The sequence below is a fragment of the Bradyrhizobium sp. ISRA430 genome, assembly GCF_029909975.1.
In the GTDB taxonomy this organism is placed as follows: Bacteria; Pseudomonadota; Alphaproteobacteria; order Rhizobiales; family Xanthobacteraceae; genus Bradyrhizobium.
In genome coordinates, this window is record NZ_CP094516.1 from 7,972,980 (window position 1) to 7,993,652 (window position 20,673).

14 protein-coding genes are annotated in these 20,673 nt (G+C 60.9%); 8 read left to right on the forward strand and 6 right to left on the reverse strand.

What is annotated here, in order from left to right; genetic code table 11:
- The first annotated feature begins 176 nt into the window (after positions 1-176).
- Entirely contained in the window at positions 177-5,264 is a 5,088-nt protein-coding gene (locus MTX21_RS37335; protein ID WP_280971348.1) for an Ig-like domain-containing protein, read from the forward strand.
- 93 nt (positions 5,265-5,357) lie between these two features.
- Here MTX21_RS37335 and MTX21_RS37340 read toward each other — a convergent pair whose 3' ends face one another.
- Complete coding sequence (locus tag MTX21_RS37340) at positions 5,358-5,627, reverse strand: hypothetical protein (protein WP_280969431.1); 270 nt, start codon at positions 5,625-5,627, stop codon at positions 5,358-5,360.
- A gap of 235 nt (positions 5,628-5,862) precedes the next feature.
- On the opposite strand from MTX21_RS37340, the gene MTX21_RS37345 reads away from it, so the two are divergent.
- On the forward strand, positions 5,863-6,117 hold the full coding sequence (locus MTX21_RS37345; RefSeq protein ID WP_280969432.1) for a hypothetical protein: 255 nt from the start codon (positions 5,863-5,865) through the stop codon (positions 6,115-6,117).
- Positions 6,118-6,214: 97 nt separating this feature from the next.
- On the opposite strand, the gene MTX21_RS37350 is transcribed toward MTX21_RS37345, so the two are convergent.
- The gene (locus tag MTX21_RS37350) at positions 6,215-7,678 is read right to left on the reverse strand and encodes a lipopolysaccharide biosynthesis protein (protein WP_280969433.1); all 1,464 of its coding nucleotides are present in this window, start codon (positions 7,676-7,678) and stop codon (positions 6,215-6,217) included.
- A gap of 700 nt (positions 7,679-8,378) precedes the next feature.
- Here MTX21_RS37350 and MTX21_RS37355 point away from each other — a divergent pair.
- Entirely contained in the window at positions 8,379-9,767 is a 1,389-nt protein-coding gene (locus MTX21_RS37355; RefSeq protein ID WP_280971349.1) for a hypothetical protein, read from the forward strand.
- A 16-nt stretch (positions 9,768-9,783) separates the two neighbouring features.
- Complete coding sequence (locus MTX21_RS37360; RefSeq protein ID WP_280969435.1) at positions 9,784-10,146, forward strand: DCC1-like thiol-disulfide oxidoreductase family protein; 363 nt, start codon at positions 9,784-9,786, stop codon at positions 10,144-10,146.
- A gap of 88 nt (positions 10,147-10,234) precedes the next feature.
- Here the strand turns inward: MTX21_RS37360 and MTX21_RS37365 are convergent, their stop codons facing one another.
- Both MTX21_RS37365 and MTX21_RS37370 read right to left on the reverse strand, forming a co-directional pair.
- On the reverse strand, positions 10,235-11,440 hold the full coding sequence (locus MTX21_RS37365; RefSeq protein ID WP_280985402.1) for a glycosyltransferase family 2 protein: 1,206 nt from the start codon (positions 11,438-11,440) through the stop codon (positions 10,235-10,237).
- Positions 11,441-12,010: 570 nt separating this feature from the next.
- Positions 12,011-12,301 (reverse strand): hypothetical protein, encoded by a 291-nt coding sequence (locus MTX21_RS37370; protein ID WP_280969436.1) that lies wholly within the window; start codon positions 12,299-12,301, stop codon positions 12,011-12,013.
- Between the two features lie 992 nt (positions 12,302-13,293).
- Between MTX21_RS37370 and MTX21_RS37375 the strand changes: the two genes are divergently transcribed.
- Positions 13,294-14,640, forward strand: a complete 1,347-nt coding sequence (locus MTX21_RS37375) for an acyltransferase (protein WP_280969437.1) — start codon at positions 13,294-13,296, stop codon at positions 14,638-14,640.
- 134 nt (positions 14,641-14,774) lie between these two features.
- Here the strand turns inward: MTX21_RS37375 and MTX21_RS37380 are convergent, their stop codons facing one another.
- Positions 14,775-14,981, reverse strand: coding sequence for a hypothetical protein (locus MTX21_RS37380; RefSeq protein WP_280969438.1), 207 nt, complete (start codon positions 14,979-14,981; stop codon positions 14,775-14,777).
- A gap of 192 nt (positions 14,982-15,173) precedes the next feature.
- Between MTX21_RS37380 and MTX21_RS37385 the strand changes: the two genes are divergently transcribed.
- The gene (locus tag MTX21_RS37385) at positions 15,174-16,064 is read left to right on the forward strand and encodes an aldose 1-epimerase family protein (RefSeq protein ID WP_280969439.1); all 891 of its coding nucleotides are present in this window, start codon (positions 15,174-15,176) and stop codon (positions 16,062-16,064) included.
- Positions 16,065-16,089: 25 nt separating this feature from the next.
- On the opposite strand, the gene MTX21_RS37390 is transcribed toward MTX21_RS37385, so the two are convergent.
- A complete protein-coding gene (locus MTX21_RS37390) occupies positions 16,090-17,265 on the reverse strand; it encodes an acyltransferase (protein ID WP_280969440.1) in 1,176 nt (391 codons plus the stop codon).
- 375 nt (positions 17,266-17,640) lie between these two features.
- Here MTX21_RS37390 and pgm point away from each other — a divergent pair, with 375 nt between their 5' ends.
- Positions 17,641-19,287, forward strand: coding sequence for a phosphoglucomutase (alpha-D-glucose-1,6-bisphosphate-dependent) (pgm, locus tag MTX21_RS37395; protein WP_280969441.1), 1,647 nt, complete (start codon positions 17,641-17,643; stop codon positions 19,285-19,287).
- A 333-nt stretch (positions 19,288-19,620) separates the two neighbouring features.
- On the forward strand, positions 19,621-20,670 hold the full coding sequence (locus MTX21_RS37400; RefSeq protein WP_280969442.1) for an aromatic ring-hydroxylating dioxygenase subunit alpha: 1,050 nt from the start codon (positions 19,621-19,623) through the stop codon (positions 20,668-20,670).
- Positions 20,671-20,673 lie beyond the last annotated feature (3 nt).

Genomic DNA, 20,673 nt, shown 5'->3' on the forward strand with positions numbered 1-20,673 from the left:
AAGGGAGCAAGCAATTCATCATGACTGTAATCAGCGGCACCGCCGGTCCTGACATCCTGTTTGGTGGCACCGGAAACGATCTTCTGACCGGAGGAGCAGGCTCGGATACTTTCGTCATCTCGAAGGGGTACGGCTCCGATACCATCACCGACTTTCAAGCGGGTACGGGCGGCGATGTGCTGCGGGTGCAGAACTACGGCTTTGCGACGTTCGCCAACTTCATGGCCGCCGCGACGCAAGCGGGCGCCGATACGGTCGTAACCCTGTCGTCGACCGAAACCCTTACCCTGCAGAATGTCACGCTTTCGGCCCTCGTTGCAGACAATGTCGTGCTCGATAATCCGCTGCCGACAAGCGGAACGGCATGGAACTGGGCGGGTACTGTCCCCGCAGGCGGCACGCTGACGACTGGAGCGACAAATGACGGCATGGAGGCCGGGGGTACTGGTGTTACCCTGATCGGCGGAGCGGGGGACGACACCTACTATGTTTATGACCACAACACCAAAGTTGTCGAGCAGGCCGGAGAGGGCATCGATACCATCCGTGTCTGGAATATCAACGGATACAGCCTCGTCAATGCGCCCAACGTCGAGAACCTGATCCTGACGGATAGTGTTCCGTCCCCCGCCACCGGAAATGATCTCAACAACATCATTGTCGGCAACGCCGGCGACAACTTGATCGACGGCGGGCGGGGCAACGACGTGCTGACCGGAGGCGCCGGTCGCGACACCTTTGTCGTCAACGCGGGAAACGGAAACGACGTCGTCACCGACTTTCAGGCCGGCGCGGGCGGAGACGTCCTGCAGCTCAACAACACGGGCTTCAAGACGTTCACCGATGTCACGGCGGCCATGAAACAGGTCGGCACCGACCTTGTCCTGACGATCGGCAGCGGCGAAACGATAACTCTCGAAAACACCAGCCTGCAGAATCTCACGGCTGCAAATATAAACATCGTCAGTCCCCTGACCGGACTGGTCCAAACCTTCAACGACGACTTCAATGCGCTCTCCGCAGGGCAGGATCCCAGCCTGACCTGGCGCACAAGCTATGCCTGGAGCGTGGCATCAAGCTACGGGCTGGCCGGCGAACAGGAAGTTTACGTCGATCCCAGCTTTTCCGGGCTGCCGGCAACTCAGTCATCGACCGCGCTTGGACTTAATCCGTTCTCGATCCAGGACGGCCACCTTGTCATCACGGCGCAGCCCTTGCCCGCGAGTGCCACGCCTTATACAGGCAGCGCCATTTTCTCGTCGGGCATGATCTCGACCCAGAATAGCTTTACCCAGACCTACGGCTATTTCGAGATGACGGCCACGCTGCCCAGTACAAGCGGCGCGTGGCCGGCGTTTTGGATGTTGCCGAGCACTGCCAACAACCTCAACACGGAAATCGATGTGCTCGAAGCCTTTGGTCAGGACCCTGACCAGGCGCATTGGGCCATTCACTCACCGTACGCGCCTGCGACGAATGGGGCTTGGGCCAATACGGCCAACCTGACCACTGGAGAACACACGTTTGCGCTCAAATGGACGCCCTACGACCTGACATTTTTCGTGGACGGGAAGGAGGTCGCACAACAGGCCACGCCCGCCGACATGAATACGGCGATGTACATGATCGCCAATCTGGCGATGGGCGGGAGCTGGCCGGGCAACGCCGCTCCAGGATCGACGGCGTCGATGACCATCGATTCCATCAAGGCCTATCAGTTGCCGGAGTACACGCTTGCGAACTACACCCTTCTCACGAGCGGCGCCGCGACCAATACGATCGCGGGAAGCGCGGCAGCGGATACGCTGACCGGCACTTCCGGCAATGATCGGATCGGTGGCGCCGGAGGCGCTGATACCATGACCGGCGGCGCCGGCGACGACACCTATGTCGTGACCGATTCGGCTGCGAAGATTGTTGAAGCCTACGGCGGCGGCGTCGATACGGTACTCTCTTCGGTGACGTACACGCTTCCCAGCTACGTCGAGAATCTGACGCTCACCGGTTCGGCGGCCATCAATGCCACGGGCAATATCCAGTCCAACAACATCATCGGCAATTCCGCGGCGAACGTGATCACCGGCGGGCTCGGCAATGATATCCTGACCGGCGCTGGCGGCGCGGATAGCTTCGTAATCAACTCGGGCGACGGCTCGGATATCATCACCGACTTTTCGCCGGGATCGGGCGCCGGACACGACGTTGTCCAGTTGAACGGCTTTGCCTTCACCTCATTCGCCGATGTGCAGGCGGGGATGACCCAGGTCGGGGGCGACGTATATCTGAAGTTGACGAGCCAGGACACCCTGGTGTTCCGCAACACAACGGTCTCGGCGTTCACCAGCGACGATTTCCAGTTGCCAGCTACGCTCCCGGTCGGCGGAACGATCACGTCCTGGATCAGCGGGAAAGCGAGCAGCCGCATGGTGTACGGCACCGCGGCGAACGACAAGCTCACGGCTGTTAATAACGATGACACGCTCGTCGGAGGCAACGGCGACGACACTTACGTCATCGGCAACGCGAACCAGAAAATCATCGAGAATCCCGGCGGCGGCATAGACAGCGTGGAAGCCTGGACGTCGTACACGCTGCCGGCCAACGTCGAGAACCTGACGTTGATGATGGGCGGGCTCGCCGGCGTCGGCAACCAAATGGCAAACCGCATGGTCGGCTCCAGCGGAGACGACATCCTCGATGGCGGCGGCGGAAATGACTGGCTCTACGGCGGGGCGGGGAACGACACGTTCATTTACAATGCAGGCAGCGGCAACGACACGATCGCCGATTTTCACGTCTTCACGAGCACGACTGCCGAGCACGACAAGCTGGTCCTGAAAGGCTACGACAGCGGCGCCTATCTGACCCATGTGAACGACGTGTGGACCGTTCACTACGCGGGTGGAGCAGATACCCTGCGCATTGCCGGCGTCACCAGCTTGGCGTCAGCCGACTATTCATTTGTTTCCGCGACGAATTCGCCGATCGCGACGACGCCTATTGCCGTGCCGACGATCTCGGCGATCAACGACAGCGGCTCGATCGTGTCGGGCCTCATCAACACAAATCATCTGATCCTTACGGGCCGCGCGCAGGCAGGTGTGACCGTCAAGGTGTTCGACGGAGCCAACCAGATCGGCACGGCGATCGCCGGTGATAGTGGGAGCTGGAGCTTTGCGACCGGAACACTGGTCGAAGGGGCCCATGCATTCGCGGCCGCCGCAATGGACGGCGTCGGCAATCTCAGCGCCGTCTCGGCCGGGATCAATGTCGCCATCGACACGGTCCCCCCGGCCGTGCCCACCGTCGCGTCGTTCTCGCCCGACAGCAATATTGTCGGTGATGGCATCACCAACGCCAATCGGCTGAATTTGGTCGGAACCGCGGACGCGGGCAGCACTGTGCAGGTGTTCGATGGCACTACGTCGATCGGAATGGCGGTCGCGGACGCCAATGGAGCCTGGTCCTTCGCGACAGGATCATTGGCGGATGGCAACCACATCTTCACGGGTAGGGCCGAAGACGCTGCCGGCAATGTCAGCGCTTCCTCAGGCGCGCTGAACGTCACGGTCGATACGAGCGCACCGGCTGCGCCTATCTTGACCGCGGGCACACCTGCAGCTTCCAGCGCCATGATCGTGTCCGGCACGGCGGAGGCCGGAAGCGCTGTCCGACTCTACGAAGGCACGACTTTGCTCGGCACAGCCGTGCCGGGGGCGAGCGGGACCTGGAGCATCACGACCGGATCGCTCACGGCAGGCCAACACAGCTTCACCGCGACCGCGACCGACATTGCCGGCAATTTGAGCCAGCTCTCGAATGCCTTCAACTCTGCCGCCGGTACGGTGATCGAAGCGGCCGGCACGACAACGCTCAGCCAGGTGGGAAGCAATTTCTATCTTTCGACGGCCGGGTCGTCGGTTCTGTTGAAGAATGGCGGGACTGCGGTCGTCGCGGGCCAGCTTGGCGCATGGGTGCCGGTCGGTGCGGAAGCATCGTCGAGCGGCTATCTCGTCGCCTGGAAAATCCCCTCGACCGGCCAGTTCGCGGTCTGGAACACCGACAGCAACGGCAATTTCGTATCCAACTATCTGAACAAGGTGTCAGGAACAGACCCGGCACTTGAATCGAGCGAGAGCCTCTTTCACCAGGATCTCAACGGCGATGGCGTGATCGGCGTTCCGTCGACGTCGACAACAATTGCGGGGACGACGATCGAGGCGTCCGGCTCGACCGCACTGGTTGCGGTCGACAAGAATTTCTTGTTGGCCTCGATGGCCGCCGGCACCGGACCGACGTTGAAGTATGGTGGCGTCGCGGTCGTGCCCGGACAGTTCGGCGTCTGGACACCGGTGGCGGTAGAGCAGACCTCCACTGGCTATGACGTGGCCTGGAAGATTCCGGCCACCGGCGAATTCGCGGTATGGGCCACGGACAGCAACGGCAATTACACATCGAACCTGCTGAACAAGGTGTCCCCGACCGACCCGTCGCTCAAGGCGATCGAGACGACGTTCTACCAGGATCTCAATGGCGACGGCGTAATCAACACGTCATCGACCGTCCTCAATATCTCCGGGAACGTTGTATTGAAACTCGGTAGTCTGACGCAGGCTGCGACGATCAACGCCGGTGCCACGCTCGAATTGTCCGGCGCCGCTTCTGGATCGATCACCTTCAAGGCGTCGACGGGCAATCTGGTGCTGGACCATGCGGCGCAATTTACGGGGACGCTGATCGGTCTGACGGGTGACGGTACCGCGGCCAACTCCAACCATATCGATCTGAAGGACGTCGCCTACGGAGCAGGAACGTCGGCGTCCTTTTCCGGCAACACAGCCGGCGGCGTGTTGACGGTGGTCGATGCCCAAAATCACGCGGCACATATTTCGTTGGTTGGCGACTACACCAAATCGACCTTCAATCTCTCGAGCGACGGAACAGGCGGTACATTGGTCATCGATCCTCCGAAAGCCAGCTTTGATTTTGCGCCGGTTCCTGCGTCACAGTCTCCTGCCGCAGCGCCGGCCGTCACCGCGGCGCGCCTGGGAAGCGACGGGTTTGTCTTCGAGCAATCTGCCGCCGTCTCGAAGGACACCTATGGGGTCGTCAACGAGGCGTTGCATGAATCGGCCAAGCCAGCTCCGCTCGTGGAGGCCGGCCGCCCGGATGCCGACCCCGGCCTTCATCAGCTCGACCTCGCTCACGCGACGGGCTCGATCGATGCCCATCTGGCGGAGTTGCATAACTTCATCCTTCGCTGAAGATCTTTGCGACCCGCATGACTGCTGCCGTCAACAGTCAATTGACGTGATCAGATTGACCGGTCGAATTCCGCAAGGGAATTCAACCGCTGCTCAGCGCGTATTGGTCCGATTGCTGTTAAGGTTCGGGTTGGCAGACACCGCCGGAGGGACACCCTGACCGATGGGATTCTGAAACGGATTATTGCTCGGCCGGGTTGCAACTGGATAGCGCGGGCTGCCCGTAGCGTTTGGTGAGCGGTGCTGCTGCTGTGCACCCTGATATCGGTTTGGGTACTGGTTTTGCTGGGTACCCTGCGCAAACACTGGCGCGGCAAGAGCGAGCGGAGCAATCAAAATCAACAAGAGCCTGAGCGACAACATTGCGGCCTCCCTCTGCGGAACCTGTCGGCAGTCAAGTTGCAGGTCTATTAACGTCAATTAGTTTGCCGTCCGCGCTCTGGAAAGAGGTCAGGGCTTCCAACTGCCCGTGTAAATTGGTCGCGACCTGTAGCCTCGGAATGTGGTCTTTAGTTCGGATCAAAACCCGCTAAGATGATCGCAACATTGATGCGGAAAAGTGCCGCGTCGATCAGGAGTTCCGGCAAGGAAACGTATCATGCTCGCCAATTGGAAATCTGGATGCGTGCTACTTGCGCTCGTCGGCGCTGTGCTGGGCTCATCTCCGGATCGCGCGTCGGCGATTACCGCAGAGCTTGCCAGAAAATGCAGCGCTCTTACCGCCAAGCAATTTCCGCCGCGCCAGCCCGGAAATCCGGCGGCGGGAAGCGCCAAGGGATCTGGAAGCGATCAGCGGGCCTACTACGACAAGTGCGTCGCGAACGGCGGCAAGATGGACGACGAATCCAAGTGACGCGATCGGCTCACGTGAGCAGCATGAGCTGATCAAGTGAGCCGGCTCAAGCAGACAAACAAAGTTGCATGATCCTTCAGTATCCGGGGAAGCTTCCCTAGATCCGGGCCGCTGCCTTTCGATAACCGTAGTGCAAGAGACGCGTCGCGAGCGCTCTTTTCTGCGCGAAGAAAGCAATGGCAACGAGATATGATACGTAGGATAGCGCCAGCAGCATCGCCAACCCGCTCGGGGAGTTTCCATCGAGCAACGAGGTTGCCGAAATCCATGTGACAGCCGCCGCAACGAGACAACCGATCCAATGCGGACCGGTTGTCTCGATTAGGCTCGTGGTCGTCACCGGGCCGTTACGACCAATCGATATTGCGTAAAGCGGCAGCACGATCGCGCAATTTGCCAGCGCGTACGATATGGCAATCCCCAACGCGCCCCAGGAAAGGCCGACCACGAATGAGGTCACGTTGATCAGGGCGGTCCAAACGCCAAGCCTGAAGTACTCCTGGCCACGTCCCTGACTGAGAAACAGCCAGGCTGCCGTCGCGGTCGCGACCTGGATCAAGCCCGCAAGGCCAAGCCACGAAAAAATTGGGGCTGCGCCCACCCAATGCTCACCCAGGACGATTCTGAAGAGTGGCTCCCCGAGAAAAACGGCAAAGACGATGCCTGGCTGACACACAAGCATGACCATGGAAAGAGCATCATCGTAGGCGCTCAGGTATTTTTCTTTGTCGAAACGAAGTCGGGAAAGCAGCGGGACGATCACCTGGCCGATCGGGGTGTGCAGTTGAATGATTGGGAACAGCAATAGCTTATAGGCCCGATCGTACAGGCCGAGTTCTTCGCCGCCCCGGAATTTCCCGATGAGAATGTTGTCTGCATTTCTCGAGAGATAGTTGACCAAGTTGAAGCCGGACACCTGCAGGCCAAATCTTGCCATGTGCCGCGTCTCGCGGTCCAAATGTGGATATCCGGGACGATAGCCCGAACAGGCCCAGATGCCGGTCGTCGAAACGAGAGTGAGAACGAGCGTGGACAGGTAAAGTGCCCAATAATTCCGCAAGATGACGACTGCGGCCACCCCTGCAACAACGGAAGCGGTTGTCGCTGCGACATCGAGGATTGCCAGGGTCTTGAACCGGGATTCTTTGGCCAGCAGAGCGGCGGGGACGGTCGGAAGGCCTGCAATGAAGCTTAGTCCGGCAATTGCGACGCTGAGCTGTTGAAGCCTGGGATCGTCGTAAAACAGCGAAATCGGATATGCGCTCAACGTCAGGGCAAGTGCAGATGCTGCGGAAGCAAGTACCGAGAGCCAGAACAGCGCATCGATCTGGCCCTTGGTGATCTCCGTACGCTGAATGATGGCCTGTCCAACGCCCAGGTCCTTGATAAGGCCGAGGAACGTTGCGGCGGTTGCAGACATGGCAAGCACGCCGAAGTCGGACGGTGCGAGATTTCGCGTCGAGAATACCGTCAGCACGAAGCCGGCGGACACTTTCCAGGCCTGGGACCCGCCCGTGATGAGGATGTTCGTTGCGGCCCGTGACTTGCTGTCTCTGTCCACGAGCTTACCCGATGATTTCAAACAGTTCTTGCTCAGCCTTGCGGCTACCGGCAAACGCTGGCGGCAAATCTATCGCTCTCACTACGACGGTTCCGGCGGTCGGTGGCTTTTAGCTTGGCTTTGACACGAACGGAAGACGCGACTGAGCGATGTGGGATCGGCAGACTCCGCGGGCGTTTGCAACTTGTAAATCCAGTCGGCGCGGAGACCGATCTCGAACGCTTGCTTGAAGATCACCAGCGGATTCGAAGAGATGCACGGTCACAACAATGCCCACAGCTCGTCACATTTCAATTCGCAGTGTTGAGATCCCGCACGCTGATTTCGTAAGCACTGACACCGGGGAGGGCCATAACTGCGCTTGCGACGCTTTGCATGACGCAAGTCGTTCGATAAGGTTCAAGGCGATCTGCGATCGCGCAGTTCTGGAGTTCCGAGGCAAGGGATGGCGCTATACACCGTCGCATCACAGCAAGGAACCCGATCTGGCGTCTCGTCGCTCGCAGGACCTTTCATCCTCCTCGCAACAGCGGTCATTCTCTCTGCGGTCTCGCGGCGGGCCGTCACACATCTCGCGCGCTGGTCTGATATTTATGCTCTTGTGCTGGTTTGCGCGGCATTCGGCGGCGCGATCGCCTTCAGCTCCGTACGCTACCGGGATTTTTCGCCGCCATTGCGGATTACGTCCTTCGCAATCGGAATGGCGATCTTCGTGCAGTTGTTATTCGATTCGTGGGGCCCCTTCGCAGGACCTGCCAACATCCTGTTCGGCTCCGGCGACAAGATTCTGTTCTTCCGCTACGGCGCAGCGCTTGCGGTTGTGGCCGGCATCGCCGCGATCTGGCGTCCTTCATTTCTGGTGCCGCTATTCTATTTCTATCATGCCTGGCGCGAAATGGTCAGCGTCGTGTCCGGCATCTTCGTTACCGAGACCGACTATCTCGGCATGCTCGATGTTGGCAATTTCTGCGTCCTTGGCGTGCTGGGCACGATCGTCCTCACCAGCGCCTGGGCAATGGATCGCCTGCCGTGGCTGCGGACTGTGTTCGCTTCCACAAATGGCGTGAAAGAGCTCCGCGATCGCGCCTACGGTCTGATCTGGGCGTGCGCCGTTGGGGCGCATCTCGGCAGTTATTTCTGGTCGGGAATCGCAAAGCTGCAGGCAGGCGGCGAGAAGCCGTGGACCTGGCTAATCGCGAATCCCACGCAGACCTCGATCCTGATGGGGCTGGAGCGTGGCGATTCCCCTCTCGGTCTATGGCCGGGCGTGCTGCAGATGGTCTGGGATGCGATCGTCAGCAACCAGTTGCTTTTCAACGTCTTTGTGCTGGGTGCGCAGTTGCTCTCGCCGCTGGCTGCGATCTCGACGCGTGCATTGTCGTTCTTCTGCCTGCTTTTCGACCTCTTCCATGTCGGCGTCTACTTCACGCTTGGGGCGCTGTTCTTCTTCTGGATTGCCCTCAACCTGTTCATTGTCGCCGCCGCACGCACCTTGCCGCGCGATGGATTCACCCCGGCGATGAAGCTCGTGATGGTCGTGACCATCGTCTGCGGCCGCTTCTTTTTCTACACCAACTTCCTCGGATGGCTGGACGGGCCGAAACTGGCAAGCCCGCGATTTTTCGTCGAAACCCGCGACGGCCGCCAAATTCTCGCGCCGTCCACCTATTTCGGCATCTACTCGTACATGATCGGGACCGGTACCATGTACATCCCTGAAAACCATTTCCGCGCTCGCGTTGGTGGCAACAATCATGACCTCGCGACTTGGCACGATGCGACCACCTGCGGCTCGGAGATCCTTCCGCGCCAAGATACCGGAGTAGCCATGGAGGCCGTGGAGAAGCTGGTTCGCGAGACGGACCGTTTCTTCCGCGTCAATCCCTGGGTCAAGGAGAGCAACAGCTTCTATGCCTATCCGCACCACATGCTCTCCAATCCATGGATGTACCCCGAGTTCAACAAGCTGAGCATGGATGACATAGTCGCCTATCACTATGTGGTGGATTCGGTATGCCTCGGCCTCACGGAGGGTAAGCTCGTGCGCGACGTCCGGAAGCGAACGGACTATCGAATTGACCCAAAATAGCGATGACGACATTTGGGTGGTCTATGACGGCGAATGCCCGTTATGCAGCCGCTATGTTCTGATGTACCAGTTGCGGGAGCGGGGGCAGCGCGTCCACCTGATCGACGCGCGTTCGGAGCATTCGGTGGTCGGCGATGTCCGCGCGCGCAACCTCGATCTCAATGACGGCATCGTGGTTCGCTGGCGTGAGCGATATTACTACGGCGCCGAGGCAATGCATCTGCTGGCGACGCTCGCGGGTGAGGCAACCTTCTTCAACCGGGTCAACCGGCTCGTGTTCTCCCGGCCGCGCCTCGCGCGTGCACTTTATCCGGCGCTCGTGCGCGGAAGGAAACTTCTCCTCCGGCTTCTCGGCCGCAAGCTGATTGGTGAGAGCTGATCGTGGTGCACGCGCCAGTAAGCTGGCACCAGTTCCAAAGATACCATCAAACAGAAAGACAGGGCGCGATAACGATTCGAGGAAGGCTCTAGCGCGTGCCCGCTGCGCCGGAAGCGATCGGGTGCGGCTGTCGCGTCGCGGCCTCGTAGGTCGGGGAGAAGCGCATCAGGCCGCAAATGACGAGATCGTGCGACGATTTGTAGATCCGGCTTCCTGGATAGACGAGCTCGAACGACGGATCCTGAGCGAGCCGCTCCGCGTAGCGTCGATACTCGACCGATCCGCGGTAGTAGTTCCCGTCGCGGACGGCGGTGGCAACCTTGTCTGTGAAGTCGTGGAGAAACTTGAAATGGAGCAGGGCGCCCGTGACGTCGCCTGGCTTGCCGGGTGGGGCCATCAGGTGACCGGCGGCGATATAGCGACGGCCGGGCAACCAGCGCGCGAGCGGCACCTTGGTGAGCAGCGGTGGCTCCCAGCGCGTGATGTCGACTGCAGGCAGTAGCCGCGCCAGCCCGTGGGGTTCGAGCAGCCGTATGAGCGCATCGTAGATCGCGATCTTCGGGGGCATGGGCTCGTCATAGAACAGCCTCGCTCGCGCTCCGCCAATCAGGTAGTTGGTCGGAAAGCCGCGCCGACGGCGCTTCGCATAGGTATCTGAATCGAAGTAAGGGCAGAATGTGACGAGGCTCTCGCCGGCGCGGTAGCGCTCCGGGCCACCGAGCCAGCGCGGATACATGTCGACCATCTCCGCAGTCATGCAATCCGCGCCGGTGCTCTCCAGGTGGCCGCACAGCGATCGAAGATCAAAGTGTTCGCAGCCGGGGTAGACAAAGAGCTCGTCGGCGTCGAGCGTTAGTGCCCACCGTCCCGGCGCGAATTGGTCGAGCACGGCGCTGGTCCAGCGCGCACCACCACGCGATTCTGCAAACGGCTCGCGGATCTCGAACACGTGAACATCCGGCTGGTCGAGCAGGAATTCTCGCGTGCCGTCATCCGAGCGATCATCGATCGCGAGGAAGCGTTCGACCCCGAGCCGGCGGTGGTGGCGCAGGAAGTCGGGTAGCCGGAGCATCTCGTTGCGGAGTTTACCGACCGCCACGATCTCATCGGCACCGATATCGAGCGGCCGGGGATCGATCCGGTGAATAACGGGATCGGGACGTTGCGTCGGCCGTGATGCACGCGATCGTGTTGGCATCGAGAGAGCAACAGCCGCTTGGGTCGTTCCGATCGACGCTTGCAATGCGTCCCGTGCGCCGCTGTGGCGTGCTGCTGTTCTCGGCAGCAATTCCATTTGGATCCCCCGGCCAACCAAACCATTTTGGAGGTATTGTTAAGACAGGATACGATAAAAGACAGCGAAGATAGATGCCGTGGACGGTCATATTGTCCCAGCGAGTCGACCTACATTCCTAAGTCAATGTCGAGGCACAAATATGCGCTTCGTCTGCACAATGGAGGAATATCAGTCGACGGGTTTGCAGGGGCTGGTTCCAGATCCGCCTTCCGTTGCCACTAATTCCCAAACGGCTTGAATTGCCGCTGATGTCGCGTAAGTGGGTTGCACCGCTGGTTCCGTGAGAAGGTCGCGTCACACGATAGTGCGGAAGTAGCGGATCGTGGTGCGCGGCGTGGCTTGAGCGAGCGTCAACGAAACGGTGACAAGCGCGCAGGAAGAATGGGACATGACCGACGGTGCAACGGCTGGAAAATCCCGGAAAGACCTTGGTGGGGCGGGTTGAGAGCCTCGGCGCGGACAATACCGTTCGCGGCGCGCGCGATTGAGCAGACGTGAAGCTTTTGCGACAGGACGTCGCACTGCACGGTGCGACGAGATCCTCGGCGATCGCGGCCAGTGATTTGGCTAGAGTGCGGCTCGCGATTCAGGCAACGGCGGGGACGCTTCCGATTGCACCTGATCGAGTACCGAGAGGTTCTCGACGAGCAGATAGATCAGCAGGCTCGTGAAATAGGCGACCTGCATCACCACCGCGCTGACGAGGAATGCTGTTGCGCCAGTGGCAAAGCCCTGCTCGAGGCCCAAGTAGAATGCCGAAACCATGAGCAGCATTGTTGCGGGAATGAGCGCGTGCGCGCGAAAAAAGCGTCCCAAAAGGAGACCCGCCACGCCGCCTGCTATGATCAGCAAGACCAAGACCCACCCCTCCTGCCTATGCGCCGAGATGGCCCGGACACGGACATCGTCGCATTTCAACCACAGAACGGCTGAAAAGATACCAATTTCCCGCTGCGCCTGCTAGTCGGTTGGTACGCGTACCGTCAGGCCGCAGGCGGACCGCGGCACACTTTCCTGGAACATCCTCAACCGTTTAACAACTCGATCCCGTGGACTGTGGCCGCATTGGAGGCGTTGTCGCGGCCTCACCCTGAGCAGCCCGCGACAAGCGGGCGTCTCGAAGGATGGCCGCGGGCGAGAGCCGGGCTTTCATGGTTCGCCCGGCGATGCAAAGCATCGTCTGGAGACGCGCGTTCCGCGCTCCTCACCACGAGGGTCTTGTGACGCAGGAAGTCGAGATTAGCCCTTCTGCGTCCGCCGCTGCAGGAGCGCGACCAATTCCTCGAGACTCTGTTCGACGTTTGTAGGCTGTAAAGATCCGACATCGGCCTCGGGCCGATCAGCCTGGACGAGGTGCAAGTCTGCGCCGACAGGCTTCGTGGGTTTCGCTGGCTCCCATCCTTGAATGGATATGTCCTCAAACGTGCGCGTGATGTCGTGGTTCGTCCGCCGCTTTGCAGCCATTGGCGATTGAGACGCGGCATGTCGCGTCCTCGCGCGTTCATCCGAAGAAGAGTGCCAGGGTCTGGGCGCGGGCGAAATGTAGGGTTGGAATTTCAGGTATTCCGCATGTCGCTTGCGGGAGATCAGCCCACGTGTGCTGTAGCCGGCAGCGAAGCCAATCGCGAGTAGAACAACTATGATCAGGAGGCCCAGCATCAACTATACGTGCGCTCTCACAATTCTGCCTCAAAGCCAGCCCGCTGCCGTCTATCTCCCGTAATTGACTATTTGAAGGCACATTGTTCGCCGTGTCCGTTCTGGGCTGTGCCTATTTCAGGATCGTGTCCCGATGTGTCTGCGCTTTGTGCATGGTCGTTCGCAGTATCGCCATGGTCCGGTGAGCAAGCTTGGTTGATGGTCAATCGGCCTTCGGCACGGCACGCGTCGTGAGCAACGCGAAGGCCGTCGGCTCATGGGCCGTTCAATCAAGCCACAAGTGGCAAAACTCCGAAATGCTGAGATCGCCGATCTTGCTATTACAATCTCCAGATTCCGCCACCACGGCAGAAAGCGGCGCGCAGAAGATCGGAGCCGTCAACGGCCTTCGTGGAATCGCCATCATGATGGTGATCGTCTTTCACCTGTTTGTTCCATTTACATCCAGTACGCCGTCGTTTCCCGGCGAGCTCGATCCGAATGGTCTCCTTGCCATTGTCGCGAAGCACGGCTTCTTGGGCGTGAATATCTTTTTTGTGCTCTCTGGATTCGTCCTGTACCTTCCCTATCGCACGAAAAAGCGAGCGATCAATCGCCTGGCGGACTTCCCGGAGTTCTATTGGCATCGCGCCGCCCGGTTGCTTCCGCTGTACTATGTCGTCGTCCTCGTGACGGTTGCTCTCCACGCGAAGTCATCCGCTGGGTCGCACGCATGGTATCTAGAGCTCGGCGGACTTCTGTCGACACTTTTCATTTTTGTGCCGCATGGGTTTATGCCCCCCTCCAATCCGGTGTTGTGGTCCGTCGGTGTTGAAATCTGGTTTAGCCTTTTGTTTCCGCTGCTACTCCTTCTGATCGCGCGGTGGAGCCTCGAAAAGTTGGCGCTGTTGAGCGTCATTGTCTGCTCAGTCTTCGTGGTGGTCGGCAATCTCATCGCGGTCGATCGGATCGGCATATTTCGCCCATTTGTGGGCGGCATCTTCGGGTCGTGTTACCAATTCATTTTTGGAATGTTGGTTTGCGATCTTTACGTCAGGTCCAGGGAAAGTGCCTCGCTCAGGCGATTCTGTCCGCGCGGGCTGGTGCCCGGGGTCCTGCTGATGATTGGCGCCATATACGTCAAGGATAACGGCCCTTGGGTAGTGAGTATTCTCTACGCAACGACGTTTTGCGCCGGGTTTTCCATGGTGTTGCTTGCGGTCCTATCCGGGGCATGGTTCACAAATCGCGTGTTCGAGGCATGGGCATTTCAAGTCATTGGATGCATGTGCTACAGCATCTATGCGTGGCATTCGATCATCATGGTTGAAATGATCCCGCCGGATACGTCTTCGTTGAAAGACACGCTTCGATTGTCATTGCCGTATGTCGCGACAATGATCGCGCTGAGTGCTTTGAGCTATCGCTACATTGAGTTTGGTCATCAGCGCGATTGGAGGGCCTTGTTCTTGTTGCGCAAGTCCAAGTCCAGCGAGCTCGCTGGCGCTCGGATATCCGGTCGGAATGACGCCGAGTCTAAGCCGATTGCATCGTCGTGAGAGATCTGATGAAGCCCTGCGGCTGCTTCGGCGTCAGGGTCGTTGCATCGCTCGAGAACAGGGGCGACGCCCTGCGCTCGGGCCGCCGAATTTCTGGCGCTGGTTGACGCGCTGATTGGCGAGCGGATGACGCGTCAGTGTGCGATGCGCGGACGTGGGCCGGTGTCGGGTTCTCCCGCGGCCACGCTGTTTAGCGTCCGTTCGATCCGCCGCTTCACCTTGGCGAGGTCATGGTCCACGGCTGCATTCCGCAGTATCATATTGCGCTCGGGATCGGGATGCCCTGAGAAGGACATCGCGAGCGAGCCCGCCAGAAGCAGCGCTGTCACGGAGGTGGTCATGTCGGCAATCCAGCCCGACAATGCGGCGAATTGTTGCCGGCGAGCCTCAAATTCAGTTCAGCGTCGGCAGATAGGCGATGACGTTGGCGCGACCGTCGGCGTTGGGCAATTCGGTATGGTCCGCTCGAGCAAGCCTGCCGCTCCTCGGGGCGGCAGCCTCGGTAGAGCTCGACTGCCTCCACGGGGATGATCATGACCGACGATACGCATGTGATCCAAAGTGGCCGCCTCACCGCGATCATCAAGGCGCACGGCGCCGAGCTGTGCTCGCTCAGGGACGAGGACGGCGTCGAGTTCATCTGGCAGGCGGGGCCGGCCTGGCCGCGCCATGCGCCGCTGTTGTTTCCGATCGTCGGTCGCCTCGCGAGCGACGTGTTGCGGCACCGGGGCAAGACCTACCGCATGACCCAGCACGGCTTTGCGCGCGACCAGCGCTTTGCGTGGGCGGAGCGCGAAGCCAGCCGCTGCGTGTTGGTGCTGAACGACAGCGAGGCGACGCGTGCGCTCTATCCTTTCGCATTCCGCCTGGTCGCGACCTACGTCCTCGACGCCGCAGGGCTCGAGGTGGCGCTCAGCATTGTCAACACAGGCGGAGAGATGCTGCCGGCTTCGCTCGGCGGTCATCCCGCCTTCAACTGGCCGCTCCAGCCGACACTGTCCAAGGAGAGCTATGCGCTGACATTTGCAGACGAGGAACCGTTTCCCATTCGGCGTCTCGACGGCGGGCTGCTGCGCGCAGCGCCTGCGCAAAGTCCGGTCCAGGGCAAAGTGCTCGGCCTGTCCGAAGCCCTGTTTGCCGATGACGCGATCATCTTCGCTCCGATCAACAGCGCCTCGGTCCGCTATGCGGCCCGGCGGGGTGCAGCGCGGGGACCATGGCTCGAGATGTCCTGGTCCGGCTTTCGCGAGCTCGGCGTCTGGTCAAAGCCGTCGGGGGCGCCGTTCCTCTGCATCGAGCCCTGGCGCGGCTATGCGAGTCCCTCCGGCTTCGACGGCGAGTTCAGCGACAAGCCGGGCCTGATGCGGATCGCGCCGCGCGCGGAAGAAGTGCTGTCCTTCCGCATCCAGGTCGGCATGTCCTGAAGCGCCGCGGACCGCGCGGAGAGTTTCACGCGCCCGCGCTGCGGCCGTTCAGGGCAACGCCTGCAGGAGCCATCGTTTCCGCGCGCACCACAGGCTTGGCCGTCGAGGTCAGGCGGTGCGCCAGGTCCTGCGCGCGACGCTCGATCAGATGCCAGGTCGCACGCGCGACGAGGTAGCTGAGCGCCGCAGTGACCGCGTAGGCTGCAAGCAGCGAGACCAGCCCGCCTGGCAGCGGCCAGATGCGATGCAAGCCAAAGATGACAGCGAAGTGCGACAGATACATCGAGTAGGAGTTGCGGCCGAGCGCCTCGAGCGGCCACCAGCTAATCGAAAAGCGGATGCAGCCGAACACCAGCGCGCCGAGCACGAGGTTGATCATCAGATAGTTGAACTCGTGCGACCCGGTGGCGTGGTCGGCGACGAAGGACAGCGCAATGAAGGCGGCGAAGATCGCGGCATCAGACTTCGCAAAGCCGTCGCGGAGCGAGAAGAACAGCGCGCAGCCCACCAGGAAGATCGGAAGCTGGTTCAGGAAGCTCAAGTGAAGCGCGTTCCAGACGAAGGCCTCGTTGCCAGCCCCGTAATAGGATGAGAACAGTGTGTAGGCCGCCGGTTTGAACAGGCAGACATTGACGAGATGGAGCAGAATCGCGAGCGCAAGGTAGAGATGACGGCGCGATCCGAACGCGGTGATCACGAACGGGAAGACGAGATAGAACGTCATCTCCGCCGCGATCGACCAGTCGCCCGGAACGACGCTGTTGATGCTGTCCGGCCAGAAGCCGTGCAGGAACGTTGCGGTCAGGATGACCTGGTGAGGTCCGATGCCGCTCGGAGCGTTGTAGCTCGGCCCGGTGCCGTTGAGGACGAGGTAGAACGGGATCGCGAGCCAGAACAGCGGCGCGATGCGCAGGAAGCGCCGGGTGTAGAATTTGCGGGTCGGGCTCGTTTCCGATGCGCGCTGCGTCCACATCAGGCACATCGTCATGGCGCTGACGAAGTAGAACACGTTGACGCCGACCCAGCCGCAGACGAACGTGAAATCGACGGCGCGGATGCCGGACGGGAAGGACTGCGAGACGTGGATCGCCATCACACCTGCGATCGCCAGGCCACGCAGGAAATCGAGCGTATGTGAACGGCCGAAGGGTGTCGTGCCTCCATCGGTTCGACCGGCAGCCAACCGGGTCTGCCCTTGCATTACGCCTGCTCCGTCGTTTCGCCGATTGTCTCGCTCTTGCGAGGGCAAACCATATAGGCGGATCTCCCGATTCCGAAGCCGAAGACTTTCTTTACGTTAACCGCCTCTTGAGTCGATCAGGGATGAATCGGAATAGGCTCGGCGGTTGTGCCGGCTCCGGACGCCTGCAGTGCTGCTAAATGGCAGAATGGATTCCGGGCTCGCGCCAGGTAGCGCGCGCCCGGAATGACAGTTCGGAGTCCTCGAAGGATGGCGGGATATACAGTCTTTCGCCGAAGGAACGCGTACCCCATCGCGCGTGTTGTGGGTTGGCGGGGGCGCGGCCGATGCTATGGTGTCCCGCAATCTCTGCACGACAGGACGAGGATATTTCCAGTGGCTGATGTTCATCCCGCGGCGGGCAAGCAGGTCTCGCCGGACGCGCTCGCCAATATTCCGCGGCTCGTCACCGCCTATTTCGCCAACAAGCCGGATGCGGGCGACCCCGCGCAGCGGGTGGCGTTCGGCACCTCCGGCCATCGCGGCACCTCGCTGAAGAACACCTTCAACGAGGGCCACATTCTTTCGACCACGCAGGCGATCTGCGACTACCGCCGCGAGAAGGGGCTGACCGGGCCGCTGTTCATCGGCATCGACACCCACGCGCTGGCCGAGCCGGCACTCGCCAGCGCCGTCGAGGTGTTCGCGGCCAACGGCGTCGAAGTCATGATCGACAAGGACGGCGGCTACACGCCGACGCCGGTGATCTCGCATGCGATCCTGACCTACAACAAGGGCCGCGCCAGCGGCCTTGCCGACGGCGTCGTCATCACGCCCTCGCACAATCCGCCCGAGGACGGCGGCTACAAATACAATCCGCCGCATGGCGGGCCCGCCGACACCGATGCGACCTCCGTGGTCGAGAGGCGCGCCAACGCGTATCTGGCCGACGGGCTCAAGGGCATCGCGCGCATGGACTATGCCAAGGCGCGCAAGTCCTCGACCGTCCACGCCTACGACTTCATCGCGCCCTACGTCGCCGATCTCGGCAACGTCGTCGATCTCGATCTGGTCAGGTCGGCCGGCATCAATATCGGCATCGATCCGCTCGGCGGCGCTGCCGTGCATTACTGGCATCCGATCATCGATCGCTACGGCCTGAAGGCCACGGTGGTGAACGAGGCGATCGATCCGACCTTCCGCTTCATGACGCTCGACTGGGACGGCAAGATCCGCATGGACTGCTCCTCGCCCTACGCCATGGCGAGCCTGATCGGGATGCGCGACCGCTTCGACATCGCCTTCGCCAACGACACCGACGCCGACCGCCACGGCATCGTGACGCGCACCGGCGGCCTGATGAATCCGAACCATTATCTTGCGACCGCGATCGCCTATCTGTTCGCGCATCGCCCGAACTGGGGCAAGGACGCCGCGATCGGCAAGACGGTGGTATCGAGTTCGATCATCGACCGCGTCGCCAGGAAGCTCGGCCGCAAGCTGGTCGAGACGCCCGTTGGCTTCAAATGGTTCGTCGAAGGCCTCCTTGGTGGATCCTTCGGCTTCGGCGGCGAGGAGAGTGCAGGGGCCTCGTTCCTCCGGCGCGACGGCACGGTCTGGACCACCGACAAGGACGGCATCATCCTCGGCCTGCTCGCCGCGGAGATCATGGCGAAGACCGGCCGCGATCCCAGCCAGCTCTTCAATGATCTCACCGCCGAATTCGGCGTGCCTCATTACGAGCGCATCGATGTCGCGGCGAACACGGCCCAGAAGAACGTGCTGAAATCGGTGACGCCGGAGCAGCTCGGCCTGAAGGACCTCGCCGGTGATCCCGTCCGCGCCACGCTGAGCAAGGCGCCGGGCAATGGCCAGCCCTTCGGCGGCATCAAGGTCGAAACCGATTTCGGCTGGTTCGCCGCGCGCCCGTCAGGAACAGAGGATGTCTACAAGATCTACGCCGAGAGTTTCCGTAGCACCGATCACCTGAAGCGGATTCAGGAAGAGGCCAAGGCGGGGTTGGCGAAGGTGTTTGGGGCATAAGTCGCGCGATGTAAGTCCCGTTCTTGTCCTCCCTTAGAGGGGGAGGTGTCGCCCGTATCGTGCGACGTCATCACGGGCGAGTAGGTGTCGTCGTATCGTGCGACGTCATCACCCGCGAAAGCGGGTGATCCAGTATTCCAGAGACCATCGTTAGATACGGAGACGCCGCGGCGTACTGGATTTCCCCGCCTTCGCGGGGAATGACCATTTCGACCATTTATGTATACATAACGTAGCATAGAGGTAGAATAATACGCTTAGCTTTGGCCTTGAACGATTTCGGTCTTCAGTTATTGTATACATAACGTATGCATAACCGTGGGAGTGAGACCGGTGACAAAACCCTTCCCGATGAACGCCTGGTACGCCGCCGCCTGGGACGCCGAGGTGAAAGCGGCGCTGCTGCCGCGGACGATCTGCGGCAAGCATGTCGTGATGTACCGAAAGGCCGATGGCTCGGTGGCCGCGCTGGAGGATGCCTGCTGGCATCGTCTGGTGCCGTTGTCCAAGGGACGGCTCGAAGGCGACACCGTCGTCTGCGGCTATCACGGCCTCAAGTACAACGCGCAAGGGCGCTGCACCTTCATGCCATCGCAGGAGACCATCAACCCGTCGGCCTGCGTCCGCGCCTATCCCGTGGTCGAGCGTCACCGCTACATCTGGCTCTGGATGGGCGATCCCGCGCTCGCCGATCCGGCACTCGTGCCCGACATGCACTGGAATCACGATCCGGCCTGGGCCGGCGACGGCAAGACCATTCACGTCAATTGCGACTATCGCCTCGTGCTCGACAATCTCATGGATCTCACCCATGAGACCTTCGTGCACGGCTCCTCCATCGGCAATGACGCGGTCGCCGAAGCGCCGTTCGACGTCACCCATGGCGAGAAGACGGTGACGGTGACGCGCTGGATGCGCGGCATCGAGGCGCCGCCGTTCTGGGCCAAGCAGCTCGGCAAGCCTGGCCTGGTCGATCGCTGGCAGATCATCCGCTTCGAGGCGCCATGCACCATCGCCATCGACGTCGGCGTGGCGCCGACAGGCACCGGTGCGCCCGAAGGTGACCGCTCGCGAGGGGTCAACGGCTTCGTGCTCAACACCATCACGCCGGAAACCGAGAAGACGTGCCATTATTTCTGGGCTTTCGTCCGCAACTATCGCCTTGGCGAGCAGCGCATCACCACCGAGATCCGCGAAGGCGTGTCCGGCATCTTCCGCGAGGACGAGCTGATCCTCGAAGCGCAGCAGCGCGCGATGGACGAGAATCCGGATCGCGTCTTCTACAATCTCAACATCGACGCCGGCGCGATGTGGTCGCGCAAGCTGATCGACAAGATGGTGGCGAAGGAAAACGCGCCGCAGCATCTCCAGGCCGCGGAGTAGGGA

Bases quoted from the DNA above. Each gene is read 5' to 3' on its own strand.
- MTX21_RS37340 (WP_280969431.1), bottom strand. From the start codon at position 5,627: ATGTTGTCGCTCAGGCTCTTGTTGATTTTGATTGCTCCGCTCGCTCTT.
- MTX21_RS37345 (WP_280969432.1), top strand. From the start codon at position 5,863: ATGCTCGCCAATTGGAAATCTGGATGCGTGCTACTTGCGCTCGTCGGC.
- MTX21_RS37355 (WP_280971349.1), top strand. From the start codon at position 8,379: ATGGCGATCTTCGTGCAGTTGTTATTCGATTCGTGGGGCCCCTTCGCA.
- MTX21_RS37365 (WP_280985402.1), bottom strand. From the start codon at position 11,440: ATGGAATTGCTGCCGAGAACAGCAGCACGCCACAGCGGCGCACGGGAC.
- MTX21_RS37380 (WP_280969438.1), bottom strand. From the start codon at position 14,981: ATGACCACCTCCGTGACAGCGCTGCTTCTGGCGGGCTCGCTCGCGATG.
- MTX21_RS37385 (WP_280969439.1), top strand. From the start codon at position 15,174: ATGACCGACGATACGCATGTGATCCAAAGTGGCCGCCTCACCGCGATC.
- MTX21_RS37390 (WP_280969440.1), bottom strand. From the start codon at position 17,265: ATGCAAGGGCAGACCCGGTTGGCTGCCGGTCGAACCGATGGAGGCACG.